This window comes from Bauldia sp. (genome assembly GCF_965232525.1).
Classification (GTDB): domain Bacteria; phylum Pseudomonadota; class Alphaproteobacteria; order Rhizobiales; family Kaistiaceae; genus Bauldia.
On record NZ_OZ246980.1, the window covers coordinates 785,001 to 807,688 of the forward strand.

The 22,688-nt window shown below is 66.1% G+C and carries 20 protein-coding genes (1 of these 20 only partly in view); 4 read left to right on the forward strand and 16 right to left on the reverse strand.

Features of this window, described 5'->3' with window-relative positions; translation table 11 throughout:
* From ACO076_RS03740 to ACO076_RS03775, 8 genes are all read right to left on the reverse strand, one after another.
* Positions 1–342, reverse strand: partial view of a nucleotidyltransferase domain-containing protein gene (locus ACO076_RS03740; protein WP_421725390.1) — the 5' portion only. Its footprint begins 216 nt before the window's first position; 342 of the gene's 558 nt are visible here — the first part of the coding sequence; it begins with the start codon at positions 340–342; its stop codon lies off the left edge, out of view.
* Positions 339–1,499, reverse strand: coding sequence for a hypothetical protein (locus ACO076_RS03745; protein WP_421725391.1), 1,161 nt, complete (start codon positions 1,497–1,499; stop codon positions 339–341). Before ACO076_RS03745 ends, ACO076_RS03740 begins: the two co-directional genes overlap by 4 nt.
* Before the next feature lie 210 nt (positions 1,500–1,709).
* Positions 1,710–4,325, reverse strand: a complete 2,616-nt coding sequence (clpB, locus tag ACO076_RS03750) for an ATP-dependent chaperone ClpB (RefSeq protein WP_421725392.1) — start codon at positions 4,323–4,325, stop codon at positions 1,710–1,712.
* 282 nt (positions 4,326–4,607) lie between these two features.
* Complete coding sequence (locus ACO076_RS03755) at positions 4,608–5,246, reverse strand: DUF4167 domain-containing protein (protein WP_421725393.1); 639 nt, start codon at positions 5,244–5,246, stop codon at positions 4,608–4,610.
* 358 nt (positions 5,247–5,604) lie between these two features.
* Positions 5,605–6,492 carry a peptide chain release factor N(5)-glutamine methyltransferase gene (gene prmC, locus ACO076_RS03760; protein ID WP_421725394.1) on the reverse strand — a complete coding sequence of 296 codons (888 nt, stop codon included), beginning with the start codon at positions 6,490–6,492 and terminating at the stop codon, positions 5,605–5,607.
* Positions 6,489–7,556, reverse strand: coding sequence for a peptide chain release factor 1 (gene prfA, locus ACO076_RS03765; RefSeq protein ID WP_421725395.1), 1,068 nt, complete (start codon positions 7,554–7,556; stop codon positions 6,489–6,491). The genes prmC and prfA overlap by 4 nt, the downstream gene beginning before the upstream one ends.
* Positions 7,557–7,565: 9 nt before the next feature.
* Positions 7,566–9,833, reverse strand: a complete 2,268-nt coding sequence (ptsP, locus tag ACO076_RS03770; RefSeq protein ID WP_421725396.1) for a phosphoenolpyruvate--protein phosphotransferase — start codon at positions 9,831–9,833, stop codon at positions 7,566–7,568.
* Between the two features lie 80 nt (positions 9,834–9,913).
* Positions 9,914–11,167 carry an aspartate kinase gene (locus tag ACO076_RS03775; RefSeq protein WP_421725397.1) on the reverse strand — a complete coding sequence of 418 codons (1,254 nt, stop codon included), beginning with the start codon at positions 11,165–11,167 and terminating at the stop codon, positions 9,914–9,916.
* Positions 11,168–11,297: 130 nt separating this feature from the next.
* On the opposite strand from ACO076_RS03775, the gene ubiG reads away from it, so the two are divergent.
* Complete coding sequence (gene ubiG, locus ACO076_RS03780; RefSeq protein ID WP_421725398.1) at positions 11,298–12,077, forward strand: bifunctional 2-polyprenyl-6-hydroxyphenol methylase/3-demethylubiquinol 3-O-methyltransferase UbiG; 780 nt, start codon at positions 11,298–11,300, stop codon at positions 12,075–12,077.
* Here ubiG and ACO076_RS03785 read toward each other — a convergent pair.
* Genes ACO076_RS03785 through ACO076_RS03800 form a run of 4 tightly spaced genes read right to left on the reverse strand, consistent with a single transcriptional unit; the run spans position 12,059 to position 14,879 of the window.
* Positions 12,059–12,718, reverse strand: coding sequence for an SDR family oxidoreductase (locus ACO076_RS03785; protein ID WP_421725399.1), 660 nt, complete (start codon positions 12,716–12,718; stop codon positions 12,059–12,061). The genes ubiG and ACO076_RS03785 overlap by 19 nt on opposite strands.
* A gap of 9 nt (positions 12,719–12,727) precedes the next feature.
* Positions 12,728–13,189, reverse strand: a complete 462-nt coding sequence (locus ACO076_RS03790) for a DUF1178 family protein (protein WP_421725400.1) — start codon at positions 13,187–13,189, stop codon at positions 12,728–12,730.
* A 13-nt stretch (positions 13,190–13,202) separates the two neighbouring features.
* Positions 13,203–14,057, reverse strand: a complete 855-nt coding sequence (locus ACO076_RS03795; protein ID WP_421725401.1) for a carbon-nitrogen hydrolase family protein — start codon at positions 14,055–14,057, stop codon at positions 13,203–13,205.
* A 36-nt stretch (positions 14,058–14,093) separates the two neighbouring features.
* Positions 14,094–14,879 carry a ComF family protein gene (locus ACO076_RS03800; RefSeq protein WP_421725402.1) on the reverse strand — a complete coding sequence of 262 codons (786 nt, stop codon included), beginning with the start codon at positions 14,877–14,879 and terminating at the stop codon, positions 14,094–14,096.
* Positions 14,880–14,961: 82 nt separating this feature from the next.
* On the opposite strand from ACO076_RS03800, the gene ACO076_RS03805 reads away from it, so the two are divergent.
* Positions 14,962–15,855, forward strand: a complete 894-nt coding sequence (locus ACO076_RS03805; RefSeq protein WP_421725403.1) for a methyltransferase domain-containing protein — start codon at positions 14,962–14,964, stop codon at positions 15,853–15,855.
* A gap of 13 nt (positions 15,856–15,868) precedes the next feature.
* Here the strand turns inward: ACO076_RS03805 and ACO076_RS03810 are convergent, their stop codons facing one another.
* From ACO076_RS03810 to ACO076_RS03825, 4 genes are read right to left on the reverse strand one after another with little or no spacing between them, the layout of a single operon-like run.
* The gene (locus tag ACO076_RS03810; RefSeq protein ID WP_421725404.1) at positions 15,869–16,090 is read right to left on the reverse strand and encodes a hypothetical protein; all 222 of its coding nucleotides are present in this window, start codon (positions 16,088–16,090) and stop codon (positions 15,869–15,871) included.
* A gap of 57 nt (positions 16,091–16,147) precedes the next feature.
* On the reverse strand, positions 16,148–16,546 hold the full coding sequence (gene mutT, locus ACO076_RS03815) for an 8-oxo-dGTP diphosphatase MutT (protein WP_421725405.1): 399 nt from the start codon (positions 16,544–16,546) through the stop codon (positions 16,148–16,150).
* A 12-nt stretch (positions 16,547–16,558) separates the two neighbouring features.
* Positions 16,559–17,791 (reverse strand): bifunctional glutamate N-acetyltransferase/amino-acid acetyltransferase ArgJ, encoded by a 1,233-nt coding sequence (gene argJ, locus ACO076_RS03820; RefSeq protein ID WP_421725406.1) that lies wholly within the window; start codon positions 17,789–17,791, stop codon positions 16,559–16,561.
* Positions 17,792–17,804: 13 nt separating this feature from the next.
* Positions 17,805–18,653, reverse strand: a complete 849-nt coding sequence (locus tag ACO076_RS03825) for a peptidylprolyl isomerase (protein ID WP_421725407.1) — start codon at positions 18,651–18,653, stop codon at positions 17,805–17,807.
* 282 nt (positions 18,654–18,935) lie between these two features.
* Here ACO076_RS03825 and secA point away from each other — a divergent pair, with 282 nt between their 5' ends.
* On the forward strand, positions 18,936–21,740 hold the full coding sequence (gene secA / locus ACO076_RS03830; protein ID WP_421725408.1) for a preprotein translocase subunit SecA: 2,805 nt from the start codon (positions 18,936–18,938) through the stop codon (positions 21,738–21,740).
* Between the two features lie 10 nt (positions 21,741–21,750).
* Complete coding sequence (locus tag ACO076_RS03835) at positions 21,751–22,626, forward strand: lipid kinase (RefSeq protein WP_421725409.1); 876 nt, start codon at positions 21,751–21,753, stop codon at positions 22,624–22,626.
* The last annotated feature ends 62 nt before the right edge of the window (positions 22,627–22,688 follow it).

The following is a 22,688-nucleotide window of genomic DNA, read 5'->3' on the forward strand; positions in this document are numbered from 1 at the left end:
GCCGGGATGGTCGGCGGTCGGCTCCGCGCGAATTGATCCGTCCGGTGCCCAGACCATTGGCCAGACCTCGGCGAACCCGTCATCGACGACAAAGGCGCCGGGAAAGAATGCCATGTAGTCGTCGCGGTCGATCCGATGGCCCCAGGATTCGAAGATATGCCGCCACCACGCGATGTCGTCGCGATCGACGAACAGATCGATGTCCTCATGATCGCGGCTGACCGCCCCGCGATGAAGGGCGATGGCGAGACCACCACCGATGAGATAGCGGCAATCTGCGGCCGCCCCGGCGATCCGAACCACGACGTCGAGCAACGCCGCGGTCCGCTCGGCCGAGGTCATCGCGACGCGGCCAGTTCCAAAGGCTGGTCGCGTCGCTCGGGATGGTCGATGTCCGGCAGCAGCGCGTCGACCCAGCCAGCCTGTGGATGGTGGGCGAGGACCGAGAGAAACCGATCCCGCTCGGCAGCGCCGAACGCCGCACCCTGGCGATCGCGGCCGATCGCGGTCCCGGCCTGGGAGTCGGACTCGAAGCCCGACAGCGCCGCCGGCAGCGCCGTCTCCGGCAGCCCGCAATGGCGCAGAAGCCGCGCGGTCACCGCATCGCGGTCGGCGTTGAGTTCGTTGTAGCGGATCGCGAGGAACGGCACGCCGGCACGGACATGGCGGAGATAGGTCTCCATATAGAGCCCGAACACCGGCGCAAGCAGCGCATCGACGCGGACGATCTCGGCGTCGAAATCGAGATAGGGGCGAAGATAGGAGGGATCGGTCCCCCCCGACAGAATCCACCACGAGAAGCGTCGGTTCTCCTCGTCGAAATCCGGATCGAAGCCGAGTTTCGTCGCCATCTGGAAGAACGAACGTGCCCAACCGACACCGTCGCGATACATGAAGACCAGCGACGCGTCGGGGAACGCGGCATGAGCCAAATCGGCGTGAAACAGACTCTGGCTGCGCGGCTTGATCACGAGAGTGTGCACCGCTCGAGCCGACGGCGGGCGAAACAGCAGACGGGTGCTGGCCTCCAGCAGATCGCGGTGTTCGGCCGGGTCGAGCGTATCGCGCGCCATCGCCAGATCGAAAAGCGCATCAGGCTCGGACAGGCTCCAAACACCCTCGACCCGGTTGAGCATGGCGTTCACCAGCGTCGTCCCGCATCGCCCGGTGTTGAAGATGAACGCCAGCCGATCCGGCGCGGGCACGGCCGCCGCCAGCGTTCCCAACGCCGCGAACGGAACCAGCGCGACGCGGCGCGCCGCTTCGAACTGTTTGGAATAGAAGAACGGTGCGTCGGCGAGGTCGATGTCGGCGTCGGTCTCGACGAACACCGCCTGCCGTGTCTCCATGTCGAGGCAGTAGAGCGACCAGCCGGGCTGATCGACAACGATACCCGCCGGCACCGGCGTACCGGGGCCACGCTCGAAATGGGCGAGCCGCGAATAGTCGGCATCGACAAAACGCCACCGTCCCTCGATCGAATGCAGCATCGCGTCCATGAAATCACTCGCTTTCAATAGCCGAGGGTTATCGCATTGCCCATCCGGTGGGCGGCACCCGATACCCGCGACCGGTCTGTAACTGATCGGGCGATGCCAGCGAAAGGCAGTATGGCCCCGTCGCTGGTCAGCGGCACCCAACATACCCTCTCATAACGAAAAGGGCCCGGCTGTGAGCCGAGCCCTTGACAAGTGTGGATTGTACCGTTCTCAGGCGGCGGCTTCCTTTGCCTTCCCGCCCTCGACCCGGGGCAGAAACAGGAGCTTGTCCGTCCCGCCGGTGACCTTGACCTGGGCGCCGTCCGGTATCTCGCCCGCGAGAATGCGGTCGGCGAGGGGATCCTGCACTTCGCGCTGGATCACCCGCTTCAGCGGCCGTGCGCCGTAGGTTGGATCGTAGCCCTTCTCCGCGAGCCACTCGCGGGCCGAGTCGTCGAGGTCGAGGGCTACCTTGCGATCCTCCAGCAAAGCCTGCAGGCGCTCCAGCTGAATTTCGACAATCGCGCCCATCTCGCTCCGCTTCAACCGGTGGAACAGGATGATATCGTCGATGCGGTTGAGAAACTCCGGCCGGAAATGGGCCCGAACGACCCCCATGACCATCTCGCGCACCGTGTCGTCTACGTCCTGGTCGTCGCCGATATTGGCGAGATAGTCCGAGCCGAGGTTCGAAGTCATGACGATGAGCGTGTTGCGGAAATCGACGGTGCGACCCTGCCCGTCGGTGAGCCGGCCGTCATCGAGCACCTGCAGCAGGACGTTGAACACGTCGCCGTGGGCCTTCTCGACCTCGTCGAACAGGATCACCTGATACGGACGGCGCCGCACCGCCTCGGTGAGCACGCCGCCTTCCTCGTAACCGACGTAGCCGGGAGGCGCACCGATCAGCCGAGCAACGGAGTGCTTCTCCATGAACTCCGACATGTCGATCCGGACCATCGCCGTTTCGTCGTCGAACAGGAACGCGGCGAGCGCCTTGGTGAGCTCGGTCTTGCCGACGCCGGTGGGCCCGAGGAACATGAAGGAGCCGATCGGCCGGTTCGGGTCTTGCAGACCGGCGCGGGCGCGGCGCACGGCGGTCGATACCGCATGGACCGCTTCGGCCTGGCCGACGACCCGCTTGGCGAGTTCGTCTTCCATCCGCAGCAATTTCTCGCGCTCGCCCTCGAGCATCTTGTCGACCGGGATTCCGGTCCAGCGCGACACCACCTGAGCGATGTCGTTGGGCGTCACGGCCTCGTCGACCATATCGCCGTCCTCGCGGCTGCTTTCCTCGGCCTCGGCGAGTGCCTTTTCCAGATCGGGGATCGTGCCATAGGCCAGTTCGCCGGCCTTGGCGAGGTCGCCGGCCCGCTGGGCGCGATCGAGATCGGCGCGGGCCTGATCGAGTTGTTCCTTGACCTTGGTGGACGCGGCGAGCTTTTCCTTCTCTGCCATCCACCGCTGAGTCAGCGCCTGGGACTGCTCCTCGAGATCGGCGAGATCCTTCTCCAGCCGCTCGAGTCGATCCTTGGACGCCTGGTCGCTTTCCTTGTTGAGCGCCTCGCGCTCGATCTTGAGCTGGATGATACGACGGTCGAGCTCGTCGAGCGCCTCGGGCTTGGAATCGACCTGCATCCGCAGCCGCGACCCGGCCTCGTCGACCAGATCGATCGCCTTGTCCGGCAGGAACCGGTCGGTGATGTAGCGGTTCGACAACGTCGCCGCCGAAACAAGCGCCGAATCGGTCATCCGCACACCGTGGTGCAATTCGTACTTCTCGCGCAGGCCGCGGAGGATCGAGATCGTGTCCTCGACCGTCGGCTCGTTGACGTAGACCGGCTGGAACCGGCGGGCGAGCGCCGCGTCTTTCTCGACATATTTGCGGAACTCGTCGAGAGTCGTTGCGCCGACGCAGTGAAGTTCGCCGCGCGCCAGCGCCGGCTTCAGAAGGTTGGACGCATCCATCGCCCCGTCGGCCTTACCGGCACCGACCAGCGTGTGCATCTCGTCGACGAACAGAATGATCTGGCCTTCGGCCGCTTCGATTTCGGACAGGACCGACTTCAGTCGCTCCTCGAACTCGCCGCGATATTTCGCACCGGCGATCAGGGCGCCCATGTCGAGCGCAAGTAGCGTCTTGTTCTTGAGGCTTTCCGGCACGTCGCCATTGGCGATCCTGAGCGCCAGGCCCTCGGCGATCGCGGTCTTGCCGACCCCCGGCTCGCCAATCAGCACCGGGTTGTTCTTGGTCCGCCGCGCCAACACCTGCACCGTCCGGCGGATCTCCTCGTCGCGACCGATCACCGGATCGAGTTTGCCGTCGCGGGCTTCGGCGGTGAGATCGCGCGAGTATTTCTTCAGCGCATCGTACTGGCTTTCGGCCGATGCGGAATCGGCGGTTCGGCCTTTGCGGATTTCCTCGATCGCCGCGTTCAACGATTGCGGATTGACCCCCGCCTTGGCGAGAATCTCAGACGTCTTGGCGTCCTTCTCCATCGCCAGGGCGAGCAGCAGCCGCTCGACGGTGACGAAGGAGTCGCCGGCCTTCTTGGCAATCTTCTCGGCCGTATCGAAGACCTTGGCCGTCGGCTGGGCCAGATAGATCTGGCCGCTGCCGCCACTGACCTTGGGTAGCGCCGCCAGCGCTTCTTCGGTCCCGGCCAGCGCCTGGCTGGCATTGCCGCCGGCACGTTCGATCAAACCGGCGGCGAGGCCTTCCGGATCGTCGAGCAGAACCTTCAGAATGTGCTCCGGGGTGAATTGCTGATGGCCTTCGGCCAACGCCCCCGTCTGTGCGGACTCAATGAATCCCCGAGCCCGCTCGGTATAGGTTTCAAAGTTCACGTGTCGCCCTCCTGACCCGACCCGTCCGCCCGAACACGGCGCCAAACGGATCGTTCGATTTGACTGACTATTGTAAATCGGTCGGCGCCCGAATCGGCACGCCTTCGCGGATATATGGTTATCGGACGAGCCGGAATAAAGGGGCGGACAAGCGCCCCGGGGCCGCGAACAGGTGCGCGGCGGCAGCCGAGCGACACCTTCGCTGCGAGGCGCGGGTATTGAGGGCAGGCGCTAGGAGATTGCGGAGTGTGCGCCGGATATCGCGGCGTGTGCCCGCGAACGTCAGTCCTTGGCGGCAGCCGCCTCGCCACCGGCGTCCGCCTCCGCGGCGGGCGAGGCTGGCGCTTCGTCGGTGTTGGCGGGCTGTTCGTCGGAGCGAGCGCGATACTGGCGTCGACGCCGGGGCCGACGCGGCGGCGACTCGTCCTTGTCGTCCGCCACCTTGTTTTCGCTCCCCTGATCGTCAGCCTTCGCCGGCTGACCGGCCGCCGTTTCGCTCGTGTCCTTGCCGTTGCCGTTGATGAAGGGCTGCGGATCGGAGAGGCCGAAAGCCGGTGCGTTCTCGGGCGTCGCGGGTTGCGCCGCTTGTTCGGGCCGATTCGGCTGGCGATCCTGCCCGTTGCTCTGGGTTTCTTCGTTCTCGCCGCCGGCCTGCTGGCGATCGGGCTGCTGTTGCGGCATCTGCGCCTGGGCGGCGGCAACGATGCGGTAGTAGTGCTCGGCGTGCTGAAGCAGGCTTTCGCTGTGAATGCGGTCGCCGGAAGCCTGGGCATCGCGGGCGAGCTGGGAGTATTTCTCGGCGATCTGCATCGCAGTGCCGCGGATCTTCACGTCCGGACCGTTGCTCTCGTAGGAGCGGGACATGGGGTTCGGTCCCTTACGACCCCGGCCACGCATACGTCTTTGCTGTCCCTGCCTCATAAACGCTTCTCTTTCATCTCGAACGATCAGTGTGTACCGCGACGCGCACGCGTCGCGGTCCGCCAACCAGGCCCGCACGAATCCACGAGCGGGCCGGACATAAATTGCCCGGTAACAGGCCTTCGCAAACGTTCACTCACTCGGCCAAGCTAGTCCAAAGCGGGTCACGTCCCGCTAATCCCGTCGATCCGCCGGACCCGATCGATCCAAGCGGATAAGCGATAACCACGGTCGCGATATCGTCGATGGGAGCGTCTATCAGCAGACCCCGTCACGAGCCCCCGCCCATGACCGCCGCTGTGGCTGGGTCGCTCCCCGCGGCGAGCGGACCCTAGCCCGTCCGCAACTGATTTCCAACCTATTTTTTGCACGCCGTCAGCGAGACCACACGGTCAATCCCGGCCAGGTCCCGACTGGTTGCTGTCCTCCATCCGCGATCTTTGGCCAATGCGCCGACATCGCTGGCCTGGCCTTGCCCGACCTCCAGGAGCACGCTTCCGTCCGGCTTCAGGAGGCGATCGAAGTCGTTCAGAATCGCCCGATAGGCCACGAGACCGTCGGCGCCACCATCGAGGGCGATATGGGGATCGTGGTCGACCACCTCAACCGGCAGGCCGGGAATCGCCCCGCTTGGGATGTATGGCGGGTTCGAGACGACAAGGTCGAAGCGCATGTCGATCGCAGCGGCCCAGTCAGCGACGACGAAGGCGGTGCGATCGGCCAACCCGGCGCGGGCAGCATTCGCTCGCGCGGCGCGAATCGCCGCCTCGCTGATGTCGACGCCGATACCGAACGCCTCCGGGAGTTCGCTCGCCAGCGCGAGCAATATCGCGCCGCTGCCGGTGCCGAGGTCGAGGATCGCCAAAGGTGCGTCGCGCGCCCCTCGCGCCGCAACGGCATCGAGCGCCGCCTCGACCAGCGTCTCGGTATCGGGTCGTGGCACCAGGGTTTCCGGGACGAGCCGCAGGGTCTGGTTCCAGAACGCCTTCTCGCCGAGCAATCGGGCGACGGGAACGCCGGCAACCCGTCGTTCGACCAGGGCCGCCACGGACGCGCGATCATCCGCTCGCACCGGCTCGCGATCGCGGAGCACGATGTCATCGGGATCGCGACCGAGCGCACCGGCGAGCAGGAGCCGGGCGTCCAACTCCGGCGTGCCGGCGTGGCCCCGGGCACCGAACGCCTTGGCAAGGCGTTGCGTCAGCCGGCGCCTCAGATCTCCAATTGTTTCGACCGTCTCGGTCATGCGTCGACTTCCGCCGCGAGCAGCGACGCCTGATGATCGGTGACCAGCGCGTCGACGATCTCGTCGAGCTTCTCGCCGGCGAGCACTTCGTCGAGCTTGTAGAGGGTCAGGTTGATGCGATGGTCGGTGACCCGCCCTTGCGGGAAGTTGTAGGTGCGGATGCGTTCCGACCGGTCGCCGCTCCCCACCTGACCGCGCCTCTCGGCGGCCCGCTCCTCCGCCGCCTTCTGCCGCTCCAGATCGAACAGCTTGGCGCGCAGCATCTGCATCGCCTGCGCCCGGTTCTGATGCTGAGAGCGGGACACTGCGGTGACGATGATGCCGGTCGGCTCGTGGACGAGGCGGATTCCGGAATCGGTGGTATTGGCGTGCTGGCCGCCGGCGCTGGAGGCTCGCGTCGTATCGATGCGGATGTCTTCCGGCTTCAGGTCGACATCCACATCCTCGGCTTCGGGGAGCACGGCGACGGTGGCGGCCGAGGTATGGATGCGGCCACTCGCTTCGGTCGCCGGCACCCGTTGCACCCGGTGAACACCGGACTCGAACTTCAGCCGCGCGAAGACGCCCTTGCCGGTGATGTTGGCGATGATCTCCTTGTAGCCCCCGGCGTCACCGTCGTTTTCGGAGAGCACCTCGACTTTCCAGCGATGGAGTTCGGCATAGCGCTGGTACATCCGGAACAGATTGCCGGCAAATAACGCGGCTTCGTCGCCGCCGGTGCCGGCGCGGATTTCGACGATCGCACTCTTCTCGTCGGCGGCGTCCTTGGGGAGGAGCAGGAAGCGCACCTCCTCGCCCAACTCGGCGATTCGGGAATCGAGGGCCGCGGCTTCGTCGGTCGCGAGTTCCGCCATCTCCGGATCGGCGAGCAACGGGTCCAGGCCCTCCCGTTCGCCGATCGCGGTCCGGAGCGCGCTCGCGGCCTCGTAAACCGGTTCGAGCTCGGAGCGCTCGCGGCTGAGCTTGACCAGGGTCTCCCGGTCGAGCGGGGTCGCCAGTTGCGCGTCGATTGTCTCAACCCGCGCAATCAGCGCATCGATTTTCTGGTGCGGAATGGCAGTCATGGCATTGGCTCAGAAAGGCACGCCCTCGGCGGTGGCGTAGTCGGCGAGCGCGGACCGGACCCCGTCGTCGGAGGCGTGATCTCCCAACAGCCCGTTCACCGTCTCTGTGGTCTTGCCGGCGTGCAGCGCCAGGGTCATCGCCTTGACCGGCCCGATCGCCGCAGCCGACATCGAAAGCGAACGGTAGCCGAGGCCGATCAATGCCAGCGCGGACAGGGGATTGCCAGCCATCTCGCCACAGAGTGAGATCGGCGTCGACGACTGGTTGGCGGCGGTTGCGATATCCCGGAGCGCCCTGAGGAACGGTCGCGACAGGGGATCGAATCGTCCCGCCACCATGATGTTGCCCCGGTCGCTGGCGGTCATGAACTGATGCAGGTCGTTCGAGCCGACCGAAATGAAGTCGGCGACCTCGACCAAGCCGTCGAGTTGCCAGAGTAGCGACGGCACCTCGATCATCGCGCCGATCAGGATTTCGGACGGCTCGTCGTAGCCATGGCGGCGCATGTGCGCCAGTTCCCGGTCGACGAGGTCTCGAGTCGCCCGAATCTCGGAGAGATCGGTGATCATCGGGAGCATGATCCGCAACCGACGACCGGCCGATGCCCTCAGCAGGGCGCGAAGCTGCATGCGCAGGAGCCCGGGGCGATCGAGACCGAGGCGGATCGCCCGCCATCCCATCGCCGGGTTCTCTTCCTGGGCGGTGTGGAGATAGGGCAGCACCTTGTCGCCGCCTATATCGAGGGTGCGGAAGGTGACCGGACGGTCGCCGGCGGTGTCGAGGATCCGGCCGTAGAACGCGGTCTGCTCCGACAGCTTGGGCATCCGCGCGGCGATCATGAACTGAAGCTCGGTTCGGAAGAGCCCGATTCCCCCGGCGCCGGATTCGGTGAGATGGGGCAGGTCGACGATCAGCCCGGCATTCATGTGCAGATCGATCTTCTCGCCATCGACGGTGATCGCGTCCTCGTCCCGGAGCAGCCGGTACTGCTCCTGCCGCCTCGCACGGAACCGGACCTTCTCGGCATAGACAGCTTCGACGTCGGCCGGCGGGCGGGCATGGACTTCGCCGACGAGCCCGTCGACGATGATCGCATCGCCGTTTTCGACCAGTGCGGCGATATTGGCGGCACGGCCCACCGAGGCGATGCCAAGCGCCCGGGCGACGATGGTGACGTGGCTGGTCGGCCCGCCTTCCTCCAGCACGAGCCCGCGCACGCGGTCGCGGTCATAGTCGAGCAGTTCCGCCGCGCCCATGTTGCGGGCGACAATGATCGCATCGCGCGGCAGTTCGTCGGCCGCCGGCCCGTGGCCTCGGTTCATCAACACCCGCAGCAGCCGGTTGGCGAGATCGTCGAAGTCGTGGAGCCGGTCGCGCAGGAATGGATCGGTCTGGCGCTGCAGCCGAGCCCGGGTGTCGCTCTGCACTTTCTCGACAGCGGCCTCGGCGGTGAGACCATTGCGAATCGCCTCCTGCATCCGGGTGACCCAGCCGCGATCGTGGGCGAACATCCGGTAGGCTTCCAGCACGTCGCGATGCTCGCCCGCCTCGCCGATGTCGTCGCGGGACAGCATGTCGTCGACGAACAGCCGCAGGCTGGCGATCGCCTGGTCCAGGCGCCGGGTTTCGGACTCGATATCGTCGGCGATCAGCGCGGTGACCACCACCCGCGGTTCGTGAAGGACGACGTGGCCGAGACCGACGCCGTCGCACAGCCCCACGCCCTTGAGGGTGATCGGCCGCTTGAGATCGAGCGAGGTGCCGGGCTGGGCCAGCCGTTCGAGTTCGCCCACCGCCAGCATCTCGGCCATGACCATGGCCGTGGTCTGCAGGGCCTCGACTTCCTCGTCGTAATAGGTGCGGTGGGTGCGGTTCTGGACCACCAGAACACCCAGCGTCCGTCCGGCCCGAAGAATCGGCACGCCGAGAAACGAGGAATAAATTTCCTCTCCGGTCTCCGGAAGATAGCGATACGAAGGATGATTTTGCGCGTTCGGCAGGTTCAGCGGCCGGGCTTCCGCCGCGATCGTGCCGACCAGACCCTGACCGACCTGCAACGCAGCATGGTGGACCGCTTCGCGGTTCAGACCTTCGGTTGCATAAAGTTCAAGCACGTTGTCGGAGCGGAGCACATAGACCGAGCATACCTCCGCGACCACGTTCGCGGCGATCTGCTTGGTTATCTTGTCAAGCCGGTCTTGCGCGCTGATCGGCTCCGCCATGATTTCCCGCAGGCGGCGAAGCAGGACGCGCGGCCCGGCGGGAGGACCCCGCATGATCCGCTATCCCAGTGGGCGTGTTTCAGGCGACGGCTAGTGCCGTCGGCGGCCTCGGCGGCGCGAGCTCGGGCGCCACATCAGTTCTCGTCGAGCCCGTATAGCGAATGCAAAGTCCGTACCGCAAGTTCGGTATACGACGCGTCAATGAGAATGGAGATCTTGATTTCCGACGTGGTTATCGCGCGGATGTTGATCCCGCGGGCCGCGAGCGCCTGGAACGCCTCCGCCGCCACACCGGCGTGACTGCGCATCCCGACGCCGATCACCGAAATCTTGGCGACATCCGTCGATCCATTGATCGCCTGATAGCCGATCGCCTCCCGCGAGCCCGCTATGACCTCGCTGGCACGCTCGAAATCGATGGCCGGGACGGTAAACGTCATGTCGGTCAGCGAACCGTCCTCGGAAATGTTCTGGACGATCATATCCACGTTGATGTTGGCCTCGGCGAGCGGCATGAACACCGCCGCTGCAACGCCGGGCTTGTCGGCGACCCGCCGCAGCGAGATCTCGGCCTCATCCTTGGAATAGGCGATGCCGGTGACGACTTTTTCTTCCACGATCTCATCCTCGTCGCAGATCAGGGTTCCGGGCGGCGGCTCGAGGTGATGCTCCGGCGCGTCCGTGTCGGCGAAGCTCGAGCGGACGAAGGTTCGCACTCCATGCGCCATCGCCATCTGGACCGACCGCACCTGCAGGACCTTGGCGCCAAGCGAGGCCATTTCCAGCATTTCCTCGAAGGCAACCTTCTCCAGCCGGCTGGCCTTGGGCACGACCCGCGGGTCGGTCGTGTAGACGCCGTCGACGTCGGTGTAGATATCACATCGATCGGCTCCGACCGCCGCCGCCAGGGCCACCGCGGTGGTGTCCGAGCCGCCGCGACCGAAGGTCGACACCCGGTTATCCGGCGCGATTCCCTGGAATCCGGCGACCACGGCGACCTGATTCTGGGTCTCCATCCGTTCGACCAGCACCGCCCCGTCGATGTCGTCGATCCGAGCGACGCCATGGGCGGCATCGGTGCGGATCGGAATCTGCCAACCGAGCCACGAACGGGCGTTGACCCCCATGTCCTGGAGCGTAATCGCCAGCAAACCGGCGGTGACCTGCTCACCGGCGGCAACGACCGTGTCGTACTCGCGCGCGTCGTGGAAACGGGCCGCAGTCCGGGTCCAGTCGACCAGTTGATTGGTGGTGCCGGCCATCGCCGAGACCACCACAGCCGCCTGGTTGCCGGCTTCCACCTCGCGCTTGACGTGACAGGCGACGTTGCGAATGCGATCGATATCGGCGACGGACGTCCCGCCGAACTTCATCACCAGCCGTGCCATCGAACCGTCCGCTACCCGCTCACCCGCCGAAAAGGCGCGCCTTCATAGCGAGTTGCGTCATAGGCCGCAACGGCGGCCGCGCCAACTTGCCTGTGGTCAACAACAAGACGATGGCCTAGCGTCCTGGGCCATGGCCCAGGCTCACGACACCGTTGACCCGGACGAAGTCGCCCGCTTCTCGGCGCTCGCCGACCGATGGTGGGACCCGGAGGGGCCAATGCGCCCCCTCCACAAGCTCAGCCCGGTGCGCCTTGGCTTCGTCAAAGAGCAGCTTTGCGCGCATTTCGTCACCGCCGACGGCGGCAAGCGCGACGTCAAGGACCCGCGGGCGCTCGACGGTCTGACCGTCCTCGACATCGGCTGCGGCGGCGGTCTGGTCAGCGAGCCGCTCACCCGCATGGGCGCGACGGTGACCGGGATCGATCCCGCCGACGAAACCATCGCGGCCGCGAAGCTCCACGCCAACGCCGCTGGCCTCGCCATCGACTACCGCGCCACCACGGCCGAGGCGCTGGCCGAGCAGGGTCTCCAGTTCGACGCGGTGCTGGCGCTGGAAGTCGTCGAACACGTCACCAGCGTTCCGGCCTTCGTCGCCACCTGTGCCGAACTCATCCGACCCGGCGGCCTGTTCATCGCCTCGACCATCAACCGCACAATGAAGGCGTGGGCGCTGGCGATTGTCGGCGCGGAATATGTGCTCCGCTGGCTGCCGCGCGGCACCCACAGCTACGACAAGCTGGTGACGCCGGACGAGCTCAGCGCGGCATTACGCGCCGCCGGCCTGACCCGCCGGGCGGATACCGGCGCGATCTACGATCCGATCGTCGGTGCGTGGCGGCTCAGCACCGATACCGACGTTAACTATATGATGGTCGCCGGCAAGCCGATGGCTCACCAGGGCAGTTCGTAGCCCTCGGCGTGCATGAACCGGCCTGTATTGTCGAGGGTTAATTCGTCGATGCGGGCGACCAGCCCCGACGCCGAATGGGCCGGATCGACCGCGCTCGGCGCACTGACCATGTCGGTCCGCACCATGCCGGGATGAAGGAGGATGACCGGGATGCCCTTCGGCTTCAGGTCGATCGATAAGTTGACGCCGATCATGTTCACCGCCGTCTTGGACATGCGGTAGCCGTAGTTACCGCCCGAGCCGTTGTCGCCGAGCGAGCCGACGCGACTGGTGACGATCGCCACCTTCGATCCCTCGCGAAGATGGGGGAGCAGGGTGCGAGTCATCCGTAGCGGGCCGAGCGTGTTGACCTCGAACTGACGCCGCATGCCGTCCCAGTCGGGATCGTCGAGACCGCCGCGCAGAAGAATGCCGGCGTTGTTGATGAGCACGTCGACCGGTTCGCCAAGGCTCCCGGCAAACGCCGAAACAGACACGTCGTCGGTGACGTCGATCCCCTGGTGAAGCGCCACGTCGAGCTCGGAGAGAGGCTCGGAGGTCTCGCGCACCGCGGCGATCACCTGATCGCCACGCCCCGCATAGTGGCGGGCGAGCGCCAGGCCGATCCCCCGGTTCGCGCCGGTAATCACGATTCGCGCCATGTCGGTATCCTAGTTCTTGTCTTCGGGAAGCGGCGGCAAGGGATGGAATTCGATCCCCTCGTCATGAAGCGACTTGGCCTCGTCAGGGGTCGCCTCACCATAGATGCCGCGTGGTTCGGTTTCCTCGTAATGGATCTTGCGAGCTTCGTCGGCGAATTTTTCACCGACATAGTCGGCGTGCTCAGTGACCTTCTTGCGGAGTTCACGAAACGCTTCGCGCAAAGCCTTTTCACGTGGATCGGCGGTAGCGAGCTTGACCTTGTCCGGCTCGGGTTGCGCGTCCGGGGCCCGCGGTGCGACTGCACGGCCCGACCCTAGTGCCGGCGCCATCAGCGCCTTCTCCACCTTGGAGCTGCCGCACACCGGACACAACACCTCGCCGGCCTCGGCCGAGCGGTCGTAGTCGCTGCTCGATCGAAACCAGGCCTCGAACTCGTGCTCCTTGGCACAGCGAAGGGCGTAACGGATCATCGGACGAAAGCGCTCACGCCGGCTCGAACCGAACGGCGGGACTGGTCTCCGGGTCGGTGAATTCCTGGTCGGTGGTCACCGCCGGAATGCGTTGCCGGGCGGCGTCACTCGCCGACGGATCGATATCGGCGACGATGAAGCCCGGATCGCTGTCGCCTTCGGCGAGCACCGTCCCCCAGGGATCGACGATCATGCTGTGGCCGAAGGTATGGCGGTCGTCCTCGTGGTGACCGCCCTGGGCGGCAGCGATCACGAACGAACCGGTTTCGATCGCCCGCGCCCGCACCAATACGTGCCAGTGGGCTTCGCCGGTCGTCCGGGTGAATGCGGCCGGTATCGCCAGCGCTTGGGCACCGGCGGCGGCCAGCGTCCGGTAGAGCGTCGGGAAGCGGAGGTCGTAGCAGATCGACAGTCCGAGCCTGAGCCACGGCAGGTCGACCACCACCGCGCGGTCGCCAGACCGATAAAGCCGCGACTCGCGATAGCTTTCGCCGCCGGGCAGGTCGACGTCGAACATGTGGATCTTGTCGTAACGCGCGAGGATCGCACCGTCGGGCGCAATGACGTAAGACCGATTCGCTACCGACTGCTCGCCGAGCTTGATCGGCATCGAGCCGATATGAACATGGATGCCGAGTTCGGCGGCCAACGTCCGGAACCGCGCCAGCGACGGATCGGTCGTTTCGGTACTGATGCTGGCGAGCAGCCGCTCCCGATCGAGGGTGAGCAGCGTCGTCATCTCCGGCGTCAGGGCGTATTCGGCACCCGCCGCGGCGGCAGCCCGAATCCCGCGTTCCGCCGCATCGGTGTTCGCCTCCACCGAAAGGTCGCTGCGCATCTGGATCGCTGCCGCGCGGAAAACCGCCATGTCGTCAAACTCCTAATCGTCACCCTAGAATATCGGTCAGTCGGCGCCGCGAACAACCCTGGCGAAGACCACGACGTCGACGGCCGTTGCGCCGGACCTGATCAGAGCACGTGTCGCCGCGCGGGTTGTCGCCCCGGTGGTGTAGACATCGTCGACCAGGACGACGCGCTTGCCGGCGATCTCGGCGCGGGAGGCCGGCGGGACGCGAAAGGCGCCGCGGACGTTGCGGTCGCGCTCGGTGGCGGAGAGCCCCACCTGCTGGGCAGTGGCCCGAACTCGTTGCAAGGCGGCCGGTGCAAACGGCACGGTTGCGGTCCGCGCGAGTTCGCGTGCGAGCACCGCGGACTGATTGAAACGGCGACGCCAGAGCCGCCAACGGTGGAGCGGCACCGGCACCACGACATCGGCTTCAGCCAGCACCTCGACCGCCGATCGCGCCATCCAGCCGCCTATCCACCGGGCGAGTTCGGTCCGGTCGCGATACTTCAGGCCGTGGACCAGGGCCCGCGCGACACCATCGAAACAGGCGACGGCGCGCATTCGGTCGAACGGCGGCGGGTCGGCGATCGCCTCCGCCGACACGGCCTCCGGGCCGAGATCGTAAGCGAACGGGATCGCCAAACGCGGACAGAACGGTTTCTCGATCAGCCTGAGCTCGCCCCAGCACGCTGGACAAAGGCCGCCGTGGCTGGCCGTCGTGCGCTGGCAGGCGAGGCACTGCGGTGGCAGTGCCAGATCGGCGAGGCCGCCGGCAAGCGCCCGGAGACGCGACCGCCAGGACACCGCTTGCCTGACCTCGGTGCTGATTTCCGCCTCGATCATCTTGGTACCCTAGCGAGATTAGTCGCCGCAGACCAATCGAAGCGGTTTTGACGACGTTGCCACCGATCCCCATAACGGAAAGATGACTCAGGCGGTCTTCGACACGGCGCTCCTCAGACAACGGATGCGCCGCGCCCTCAGCGGGCCGGCACCGGTCGCCGATTTCCTGTTGACCGCCGTCGCCGACGACCTGGTCGACCGGCTGGCGGCGGTCAAGCGCCAGTTCGACCTCGCCGCGGACATCGCAACCCCACTGCCGACCGTTGCCGACCAGCTCGCGAGTAGCGACCAGGTCTCACAGGTAGCCCGCCTCGCGCCGCTCGAAGCTGGGGCGCTGCGCCCTAAGGTCGTCGGCAGCGCCGAGGCTCTGCCGTTCGCGCCGGGCTGCCTCGACCTCGCCGTGTCGGCGCTGGCGTTCCAGTTCGTCAACGATCTTCCCGGCACGTTCATCCAGATTCGACAGGCGCTGAAGCCGGACGGCCTGTTTCTCGCTGCCCTGCTCGGCGGCGAAACGCTGACCGAATTGCGTCAGGCGTTCGCGGCGGCGGAGGCCGAACTGACCGACGGCGCCGCCCCCCGGGTTGCACCCTTCGCCGAAGTCCGCACGGTTGGTGCGCTGCTGCAACGCGCCGGCTTCGCGCTGCCGGTCGTCGATATCGATCGAATGTCCGTGCGCTACGCGACGATGTTCGACCTCGTTCGCGACCTGCGTGCGATGGGCGCGACCAATCCGCTGATCGAGCGCTCCCGCCGGCCGCTGCCCCGAACGGTCGCGACCCGGGCCGCGGCGATCTACGCCGAGCGGTTCGCCGATCCGGACGGCCGCGTCCGCGCGACTTTCGACGTGATCTGGCTGTCAGGCTGGACGCCGCACGAAAGTCAGCAGCAACCCTTGCCGCCAGGTTCGGCCCGGACGCGGCTCGCCGATGCGCTGGGCGTGACGGAGCGATCGGCCGGCGAAAAAGCTGGCGGCTGATCTGACGACCGGTTCAGTCGGTCACGATCGACCCGGTTGCGATCGGATCGACCGCGATGCGATCGGCGACCGAGACGGACTGCGCCGAGATGCCGCCAAGCAGGATCGCGCCGATGCCGATCAGCGCGATGGTGATTGGCAGGAACGCGGCATAGCGGACGAGGGCCGGGCGGTCGTCGGCGGCTGGTTCGTTATCGAGATTGACTAGGATCGTCTTGCCGAGATCGGATGCCATCGGGGACGCTGCCTTTCATCGCCGACTCGGTCGGCGCCGAAACAGTGTCCAGGCGATCTATAAAAGTTCGATTAACGGCGCGATCAGCGGTGCGTCGGCGGGCGGCATGGGATAGTCGCGCAGGCGTTGCGCGCGAACCCATTTCATGGCCTGGCCCTCCCGCGGCCGCAGCGTTCCCTGCCACTTGCGGCACACATAAAGCGGCATCAGCAAATGGTTATCGGGATAGGCATGGCTGGCGAAGGTCAGCGGCGCCAGGCACGCCGACTCGGTATCGACATCCAGTTCCTCTTTCAGCTCCCGCAGAAGCGCCGCCTCCGGCGTTTCGCCGGGCTCGATCTTGCCGCCGGGAAATTCCCAGAGGCCCGCCATCGGCTTACCGGCCGGCCGCTGAGTGATCAGCACTCGCCCGTCGGCATCGATCAGCGCACAGGCGACCACCAGGACCAGGGTCATGACAGACGTCGGTCAGGTCCGATAGTCGGCATTGATGGCGATGTAGTCGCGGGTGAGGTCGCAGGTCCAGACCTGCGCCGTCCCCTTGCCGACGCCGACATCGACCGTGAGGAGGATCGACTCGTTTTTCATGTAGGCGCTGGCCTCGGCCTCCGAATAGGCCGGATCGCGCTCGCCGCGATGGGCGACCCTGAGATCGCCGAACCAGATCGCCAGCCGGTCGCGGTTCGCCGGCTCGCCGGCCTTGCCGACCGCCATGACCACCCGCCCCCAGTTAGCGTCCTCGCCGGCGAGCGCGGTCTTGACCAGCGGCGAATTGGCGATCGCCAGCGCGATGCGCTTGGCCGAACGGTTGGAGGTGGCGCCCTTGACCCGCACCTCGGCAAACTTGGTCGCTCCCTCGCCGTCCCGGACGATCTGGTGGGCGAGGTCGAGCAGTAGCGAATCGAGGGCGGCGCGAAAGGTCGTGGTGCGACGATCGCGGGTCGAGGTGAGGGGCCGAATCCCGGCCGCCTGACCGGTCGCGAACACCAGCACTGTGTCGGAGGTGGACGTATCGCTGTCGACCGTGATCGCGTTGAACGAGCCGTCGACGCCGCGAGCGAGCATCGACTGCGTCACCGCTGCGGCGATCGGCGCGTCGGTGAAGACGAACGAAAGCATCGTCGCCATATCCGGCGCGATCATGCCGGCGCCCTTGGCGATCCCGTTGATAGTCATCGGGACCCCGTCGAGCTCGACCGTCCGGGTCGCGACCTTGGGATAGGTGTCCGTGGTCATGATCGCTCGCGCCGCCTCGAGCCATGGACCATCGTCGAGATCATCCGCCATGCCGGCGACGACCCCATCGAACTTGGCCGGATCGAGCGGCTCGCCGATCACGCCGGTGGAGGCGAGGAACACCTCCCGCGGCCGGCACCCGAGCGCTGATGCCGCCATCGCCGCGCTGAGCTTGACCGTGTCGCGCCCGCGCTTGCCGGTGAAGGCATTGGCGTTGCCGGAATTGACCAGGAGACCCCGTGCACGCCCGGATTGCAGCGCCGTGCGGCACCAATCGACCGGCGCCGACGGGCACCGCGAACGGGTGAAGACACCGGCGACCGTCGTTCCCTTATCGAAAGCGGCGAGCAGCACGTCGCTCCGCCCCGCGCCCTTGATCCCGGCTTCGGCCGTGGCGAAGCGGACGCCCGCCACCGGCGGCAGTGTAGGATAAGTCGCCGGTGCGAGCGGTGAGACGCCGGTCATGGAGTGATCGCGTTCAGTCGGTCTGGGGCGCCGGCGCGCCGATCTCGATGGTTGCCGCTGCCCGCAGGGCTTCGATCTCGGCGTCGATGGTTTCGCGGATCAGCACCTGCTGAATGCGCTGCGCCTCGGCGTCGAAGGTCGGCGCCGGCTCCTTGCGGCGATCCTCCACCAGGATCACGTGCCAGCCAAAGTCCGTCTGGACTGGCTTCTTGGTGTACTTGCCCGCCTTCAGCTTGAACGCGGCGTCCTCGAACGGCTTGACCATGGCACCCCGCTTGAAGAAGCCAAGATCGCCGCCGGAGCGACCGGAACCGGGATCCTGCGACAGCTCGGCGGCGAGGGTCGCGAAATCGGCGCCGTCGGCGAGCTGTTCGACGATGGCGTTGGCCTCATCCTCGGTCGGCACCAGGATGTGCCTGGCACGAACCTCGGTCTGCGGTTCAAACGCGGCGAGTTCCTCGTCGAACCGCTGCTGGACCGCTTCCTCGGTGACCGCGGCAATGAACTTCGTGCGCAGATATTCGCTGTAGAGCGTCCGGTCGCGGGCGAACGCCAGACGACGAACCACCGCCGGGTCCCCTTCGACACCCTCGGCCTCCGCCGCCCTGCCGGCGAGGCGCATATTGATCACCAGGTCGATCAGCGCCGCTTCCTCGCGCCCCGGCGCAACCTGGGCGAGCTGATCGCCGAACTCGGCCGCGGCGAGCGCCAGATCGGCACGGGTGATAGGCTCGCCGTTGAGAGTCGCCACCACCGTTTCCGGCGATGGTTGCTGGGCGGTCGCGCCGAGCGTCACCATTGCCAGCGCCGCTACCGCCAACCCGGTTGTTATGCGGCGAAGAAAGCACAAGCGCGTCGTCATTAGGGTGTGTCCTGTCCGGTTGCACGGATCGCGTCCCTCCGGCAGGCCGAGGGGCCACACAGCGGGGCGCTCCGGCGGTCGCCGCGCCGTTGACATCCACTACCCCCCCTCTTATCTCTCTCAACGCCTGCCGTCCAGAATGCTCTAAACCGGGGCGGAGCAACGTTTCGATCGATCCACTGACCGTCGTTGCACGCCCGGGGTTTGGTGTGTTGGCGAACGGATATCCAGGCGGTCCAGACGCACCTCTTTCTTGCGAACTGCCTCACCCAAGGATGCTTCATGGTCGGCCTCGGCACCCTAACCCGCAAGCTTTTCGGCACCTCCAACGACCGACGGGTCAAGGGCTATCAGCCCAGGGTCGATGCCATCAACGCTTTAGAGAAGGAGTTCTCGGCGCTCACCGATGACGAGCTCCGCGCCAAAACCGCGGAATTCCGCGGGCAAATCGCTGATGGCGTCAAGATTGACGACCTGCTGATTCCCGCCTTCGCCGTCGTCCGCGAGGCCGCCAAGCGAACCCTCGGACAGCGTCACTACGACGTCCAGCTGATCGGCGGCATGGTGCTCCACGACGGCGCGATCGCCGAGATGAAGACCGGCGAGGGCAAGACTCTGGTGGCAACCGCGCCCGTCTACCTCAACGCGCTGTCCGGCAAGGGCGTCCACGTCGTCACCGTCAACGACTATCTCGCCAAGCGCGACGCTGACTGGATGAGCGCTGTCTACAATTTCCTCGGCCTGACTGTTGGCGTCATCGTTCACGGTCTCACCGACGAGGAGCGTCGTGACGCTTACCGGGCCGACATCACCTACGGCACCAACAACGAGTACGGCTTCGACTATCTTCGCGACAACATGAAACACGAACTGTCTGCGATGGTGCAGCGCGGACACAACTTCGCGATCGTCGACGAAGTCGATTCGATCCTGGTCGACGAGGCGCGCACACCACTGATCATCTCCGGCCCGCTGGAAGACCGTTCGGATCTCTACAATCAGATCGACACCTTCGCGCCGCTGCTCGAAGCCGATGACTACGAGATCGACGAGAAGACCCGTTCGGCGAGCTTCACCGACGCCGGCAACGAGAAACTCGAACAGATCCTGCGCGATGCCGACCTGCTGAAGGGCGACTCGCTCTACGACGTCGAGAACGTCAGCGTCGTCCATCACATCAATCAGGCGCTGAGGGCGCACAAGCTGTTCCAGCGCGACAAGGACTACATCGTCCGCAACGGCGAGGTGGTGATCATCGACGAGTTCACCGGCCGGATGATGCCCGGTCGCCGCTACTCTGAGGGGCTGCACCAGGCGCTCGAGGCCAAGGAACACGTCAAGATCCAGCCGGAGAACCAGACCCTCGCCTCGGTCACTTTCCAGAACTATTTCCGCATGTACGACAAGCTCGCGGGCATGACCGGCACGGCCGCGACCGAGGCGGAGGAGTTCGGCAACATCTACGGCCTGGAGGTGGTCGAGATCCCCACCAACAAGCCGATGGTGCGCGTCGACGCCGACGACGAGGTCTACCGCACCGCCGACGAGAAGTTCAAAGCCATCCTCACCCTGATCGAGGACTGCAAATCCCGGGGCCAACCGGTCCTGGTCGGCACGACCTCGATCGAGAAGTCCGAGCGGCTGGCCGAAGCGCTGCGCAAACAGGGCTGGCAGCAACGCGACTTCTCCAAGCCGGAAGATATGGCCGCCCTGTTCGACAAGGACGCCATCCAGACCAAGGCGTTCACCATCCTCAACGCCCGCTATCACGAGCAGGAAGCCCAGATCGTCGCCCAGGCCGGTGTGCCGGGCGCGGTCACCATCGCTACTAACATGGCCGGCCGCGGCACCGACATTCAGCTCGGCGGCAACGCCGACATGCGGGTCGCCCACGAGCTCAAGGACCTGGAGGAGGGCGAGGAACGCACCGCCCGGGAACAGGCAATCCGCGAGGAAGTCGAGACGCTGAAGAAGCAGGTGCTGTCACCCGACGTCGGCGGCCTGTTCATCATCGGCACCGAGCGCCACGAAAGCCGGCGGATCGACAACCAGCTCCGCGGCCGATCGGGCCGACAGGGTGACCCCGGCAGCTCGCGCTTTTTCCTGTCGCTGGACGACGACCTGATGCGCATCTTCGGGTCCGATCGCATGGACGGCATGCTCCAGAAGCTCGGCCTCAAGGAGGACGAGGCGATCGTCCATCCGTGGATCAACCGGGCGCTGGAGAAGGCGCAGCAGAAGGTCGAGGCGCGCAACTTCGACGTCCGCAAGAACCTGCTGAAGTTCGACGATGTGATGAACGACCAGCGTCACGTCATCTTCGAGCAGCGTATTGACCTGATGGGTCAGGAGACGGTGACGGAGACCGTCGCGGACATGCGCCACGAGGTGATCGAAGACATGGTCCGGGAGCACATTCCGGAAAAGGCGTATCCCGAACAGTGGGACACCAAAGGGCTGCAGGAAGGCGTCCAGAAGACCCTGAATCTTGAACTGCCGGTCGAGGACTGGGCCAAGGAAGAGGGGATCGCCGACGAGGAGGTGCGCACCCGCATCACCCGCGCCGCCGACGAAATGGCGGCCCAGCGCGCAGTCCGCTTCACGCCGGAGATCATGCGCCAGGTCGAAAAGGCCGTACTTCTGCAGACGCTCGACCACCTGTGGCGCGAGCATCTCGTCGTGCTCGACCACCTGCGCCAAGTGATCGGCTTCCGCGGCTACGCCCAGCGCGATCCGCTCAACGAGTACAAGACCGAGTCGTTCGAGCTGTTCCAGGGCCTGCTGTCGCGGCTTCGCGAGGTGGTGACCAACCAGCTCATGCGGGTCGAGATCGTCCAGCGGCCGCCACCACTTGCGCCCGAGGAAGACTTCGACACGTTGCAGGAAACCCATCTCGATCCGCAGACCGGCGAGAACGAGATGGCCGACGCCCCGGCCGAGCCGCAGTTCCTCCCCGCTCGTAGCAGCCGGGTCGCGGCCGCCCAGATCGATCCGGACGACCCGTCAACCTGGGGCAAGGTTCAGCGCAACGCCCCCTGCCCGTGCGGCTCGGGCAAGAAATACAAGCACTGCCACGGTCGCTACTAGCTGGCCGGTGATGAAGCCGTCGCGGCTTCTTGTTGTCGCCAATCCCGGCGCGTCGCGCGTCGGAGCCGGACTCGGCCCGGCGCTGACCACGCTGCTCGCGGCGGGAATCGATACTGACCTCCGCCATAGCAACAGCCGCGAGCACCTTTGCGCCCTGATCCGGGATGCCGACGCCGCCGTCGACGGGATCGTGATCGGCGGTGGCGACGGCACCATCAACAGCGCCCTGCCGGCCCTCATCGAGGCGGGCAAGCCGATCGGCATCCTGCCGCTCGGTACCGCCAACGACCTCGCCCGTACCCTGGCGATCTCGCCGGATCCGGTTAGCGCGGCGCGGACCATTGCCGGCGGACGCCGCAAGCGGATCGACGTCGGCCGGGTCAACGACGTCCATTTCGCCAACGTCGCCAGCATCGGCCTGTCGGTCGCCATCGCCGACGCCCAGGATCCCGAACTCAAGAAACAGCTCGGCACGCTGAGCTATGTCAGCGCGGTTCTCAAGACCATCGGCAGGACCGAACCGTTCAGTGCGACCATCACCTGCGACGGCCACGATGAGACGGTCCGTGCCCTGCAGATCGCGGTCGGCAGCGGCGTGCACTATGGTGGCGGACTGAAGATAGCGCCGGACGCAGCGGTCGATGACGGGATGTTCGACGTCTACGCCATCGGGACGGCGCCGATCCCCGACCTGGTCGCGCTGGCGCCCGGCTTCCTCGACGGCGACTTCGGCGTCCGCGACAACGTGCGCACCTTCCGCGCCGCCGCCGTGCGGATCGACACCGAGACACCGATGGCGGTCAACACCGACGGCGAACTGATCACCGAAACGCCCGCGGTGTTCTCCATCTCGGCCGGAGCGTTGGAGGTCTTCACCGGCCGCTGAATCGGTGACACGTCCCGCCTTACCGAATGCGCCGCGAGCCTGCTATAGGCAGAACTCCGACC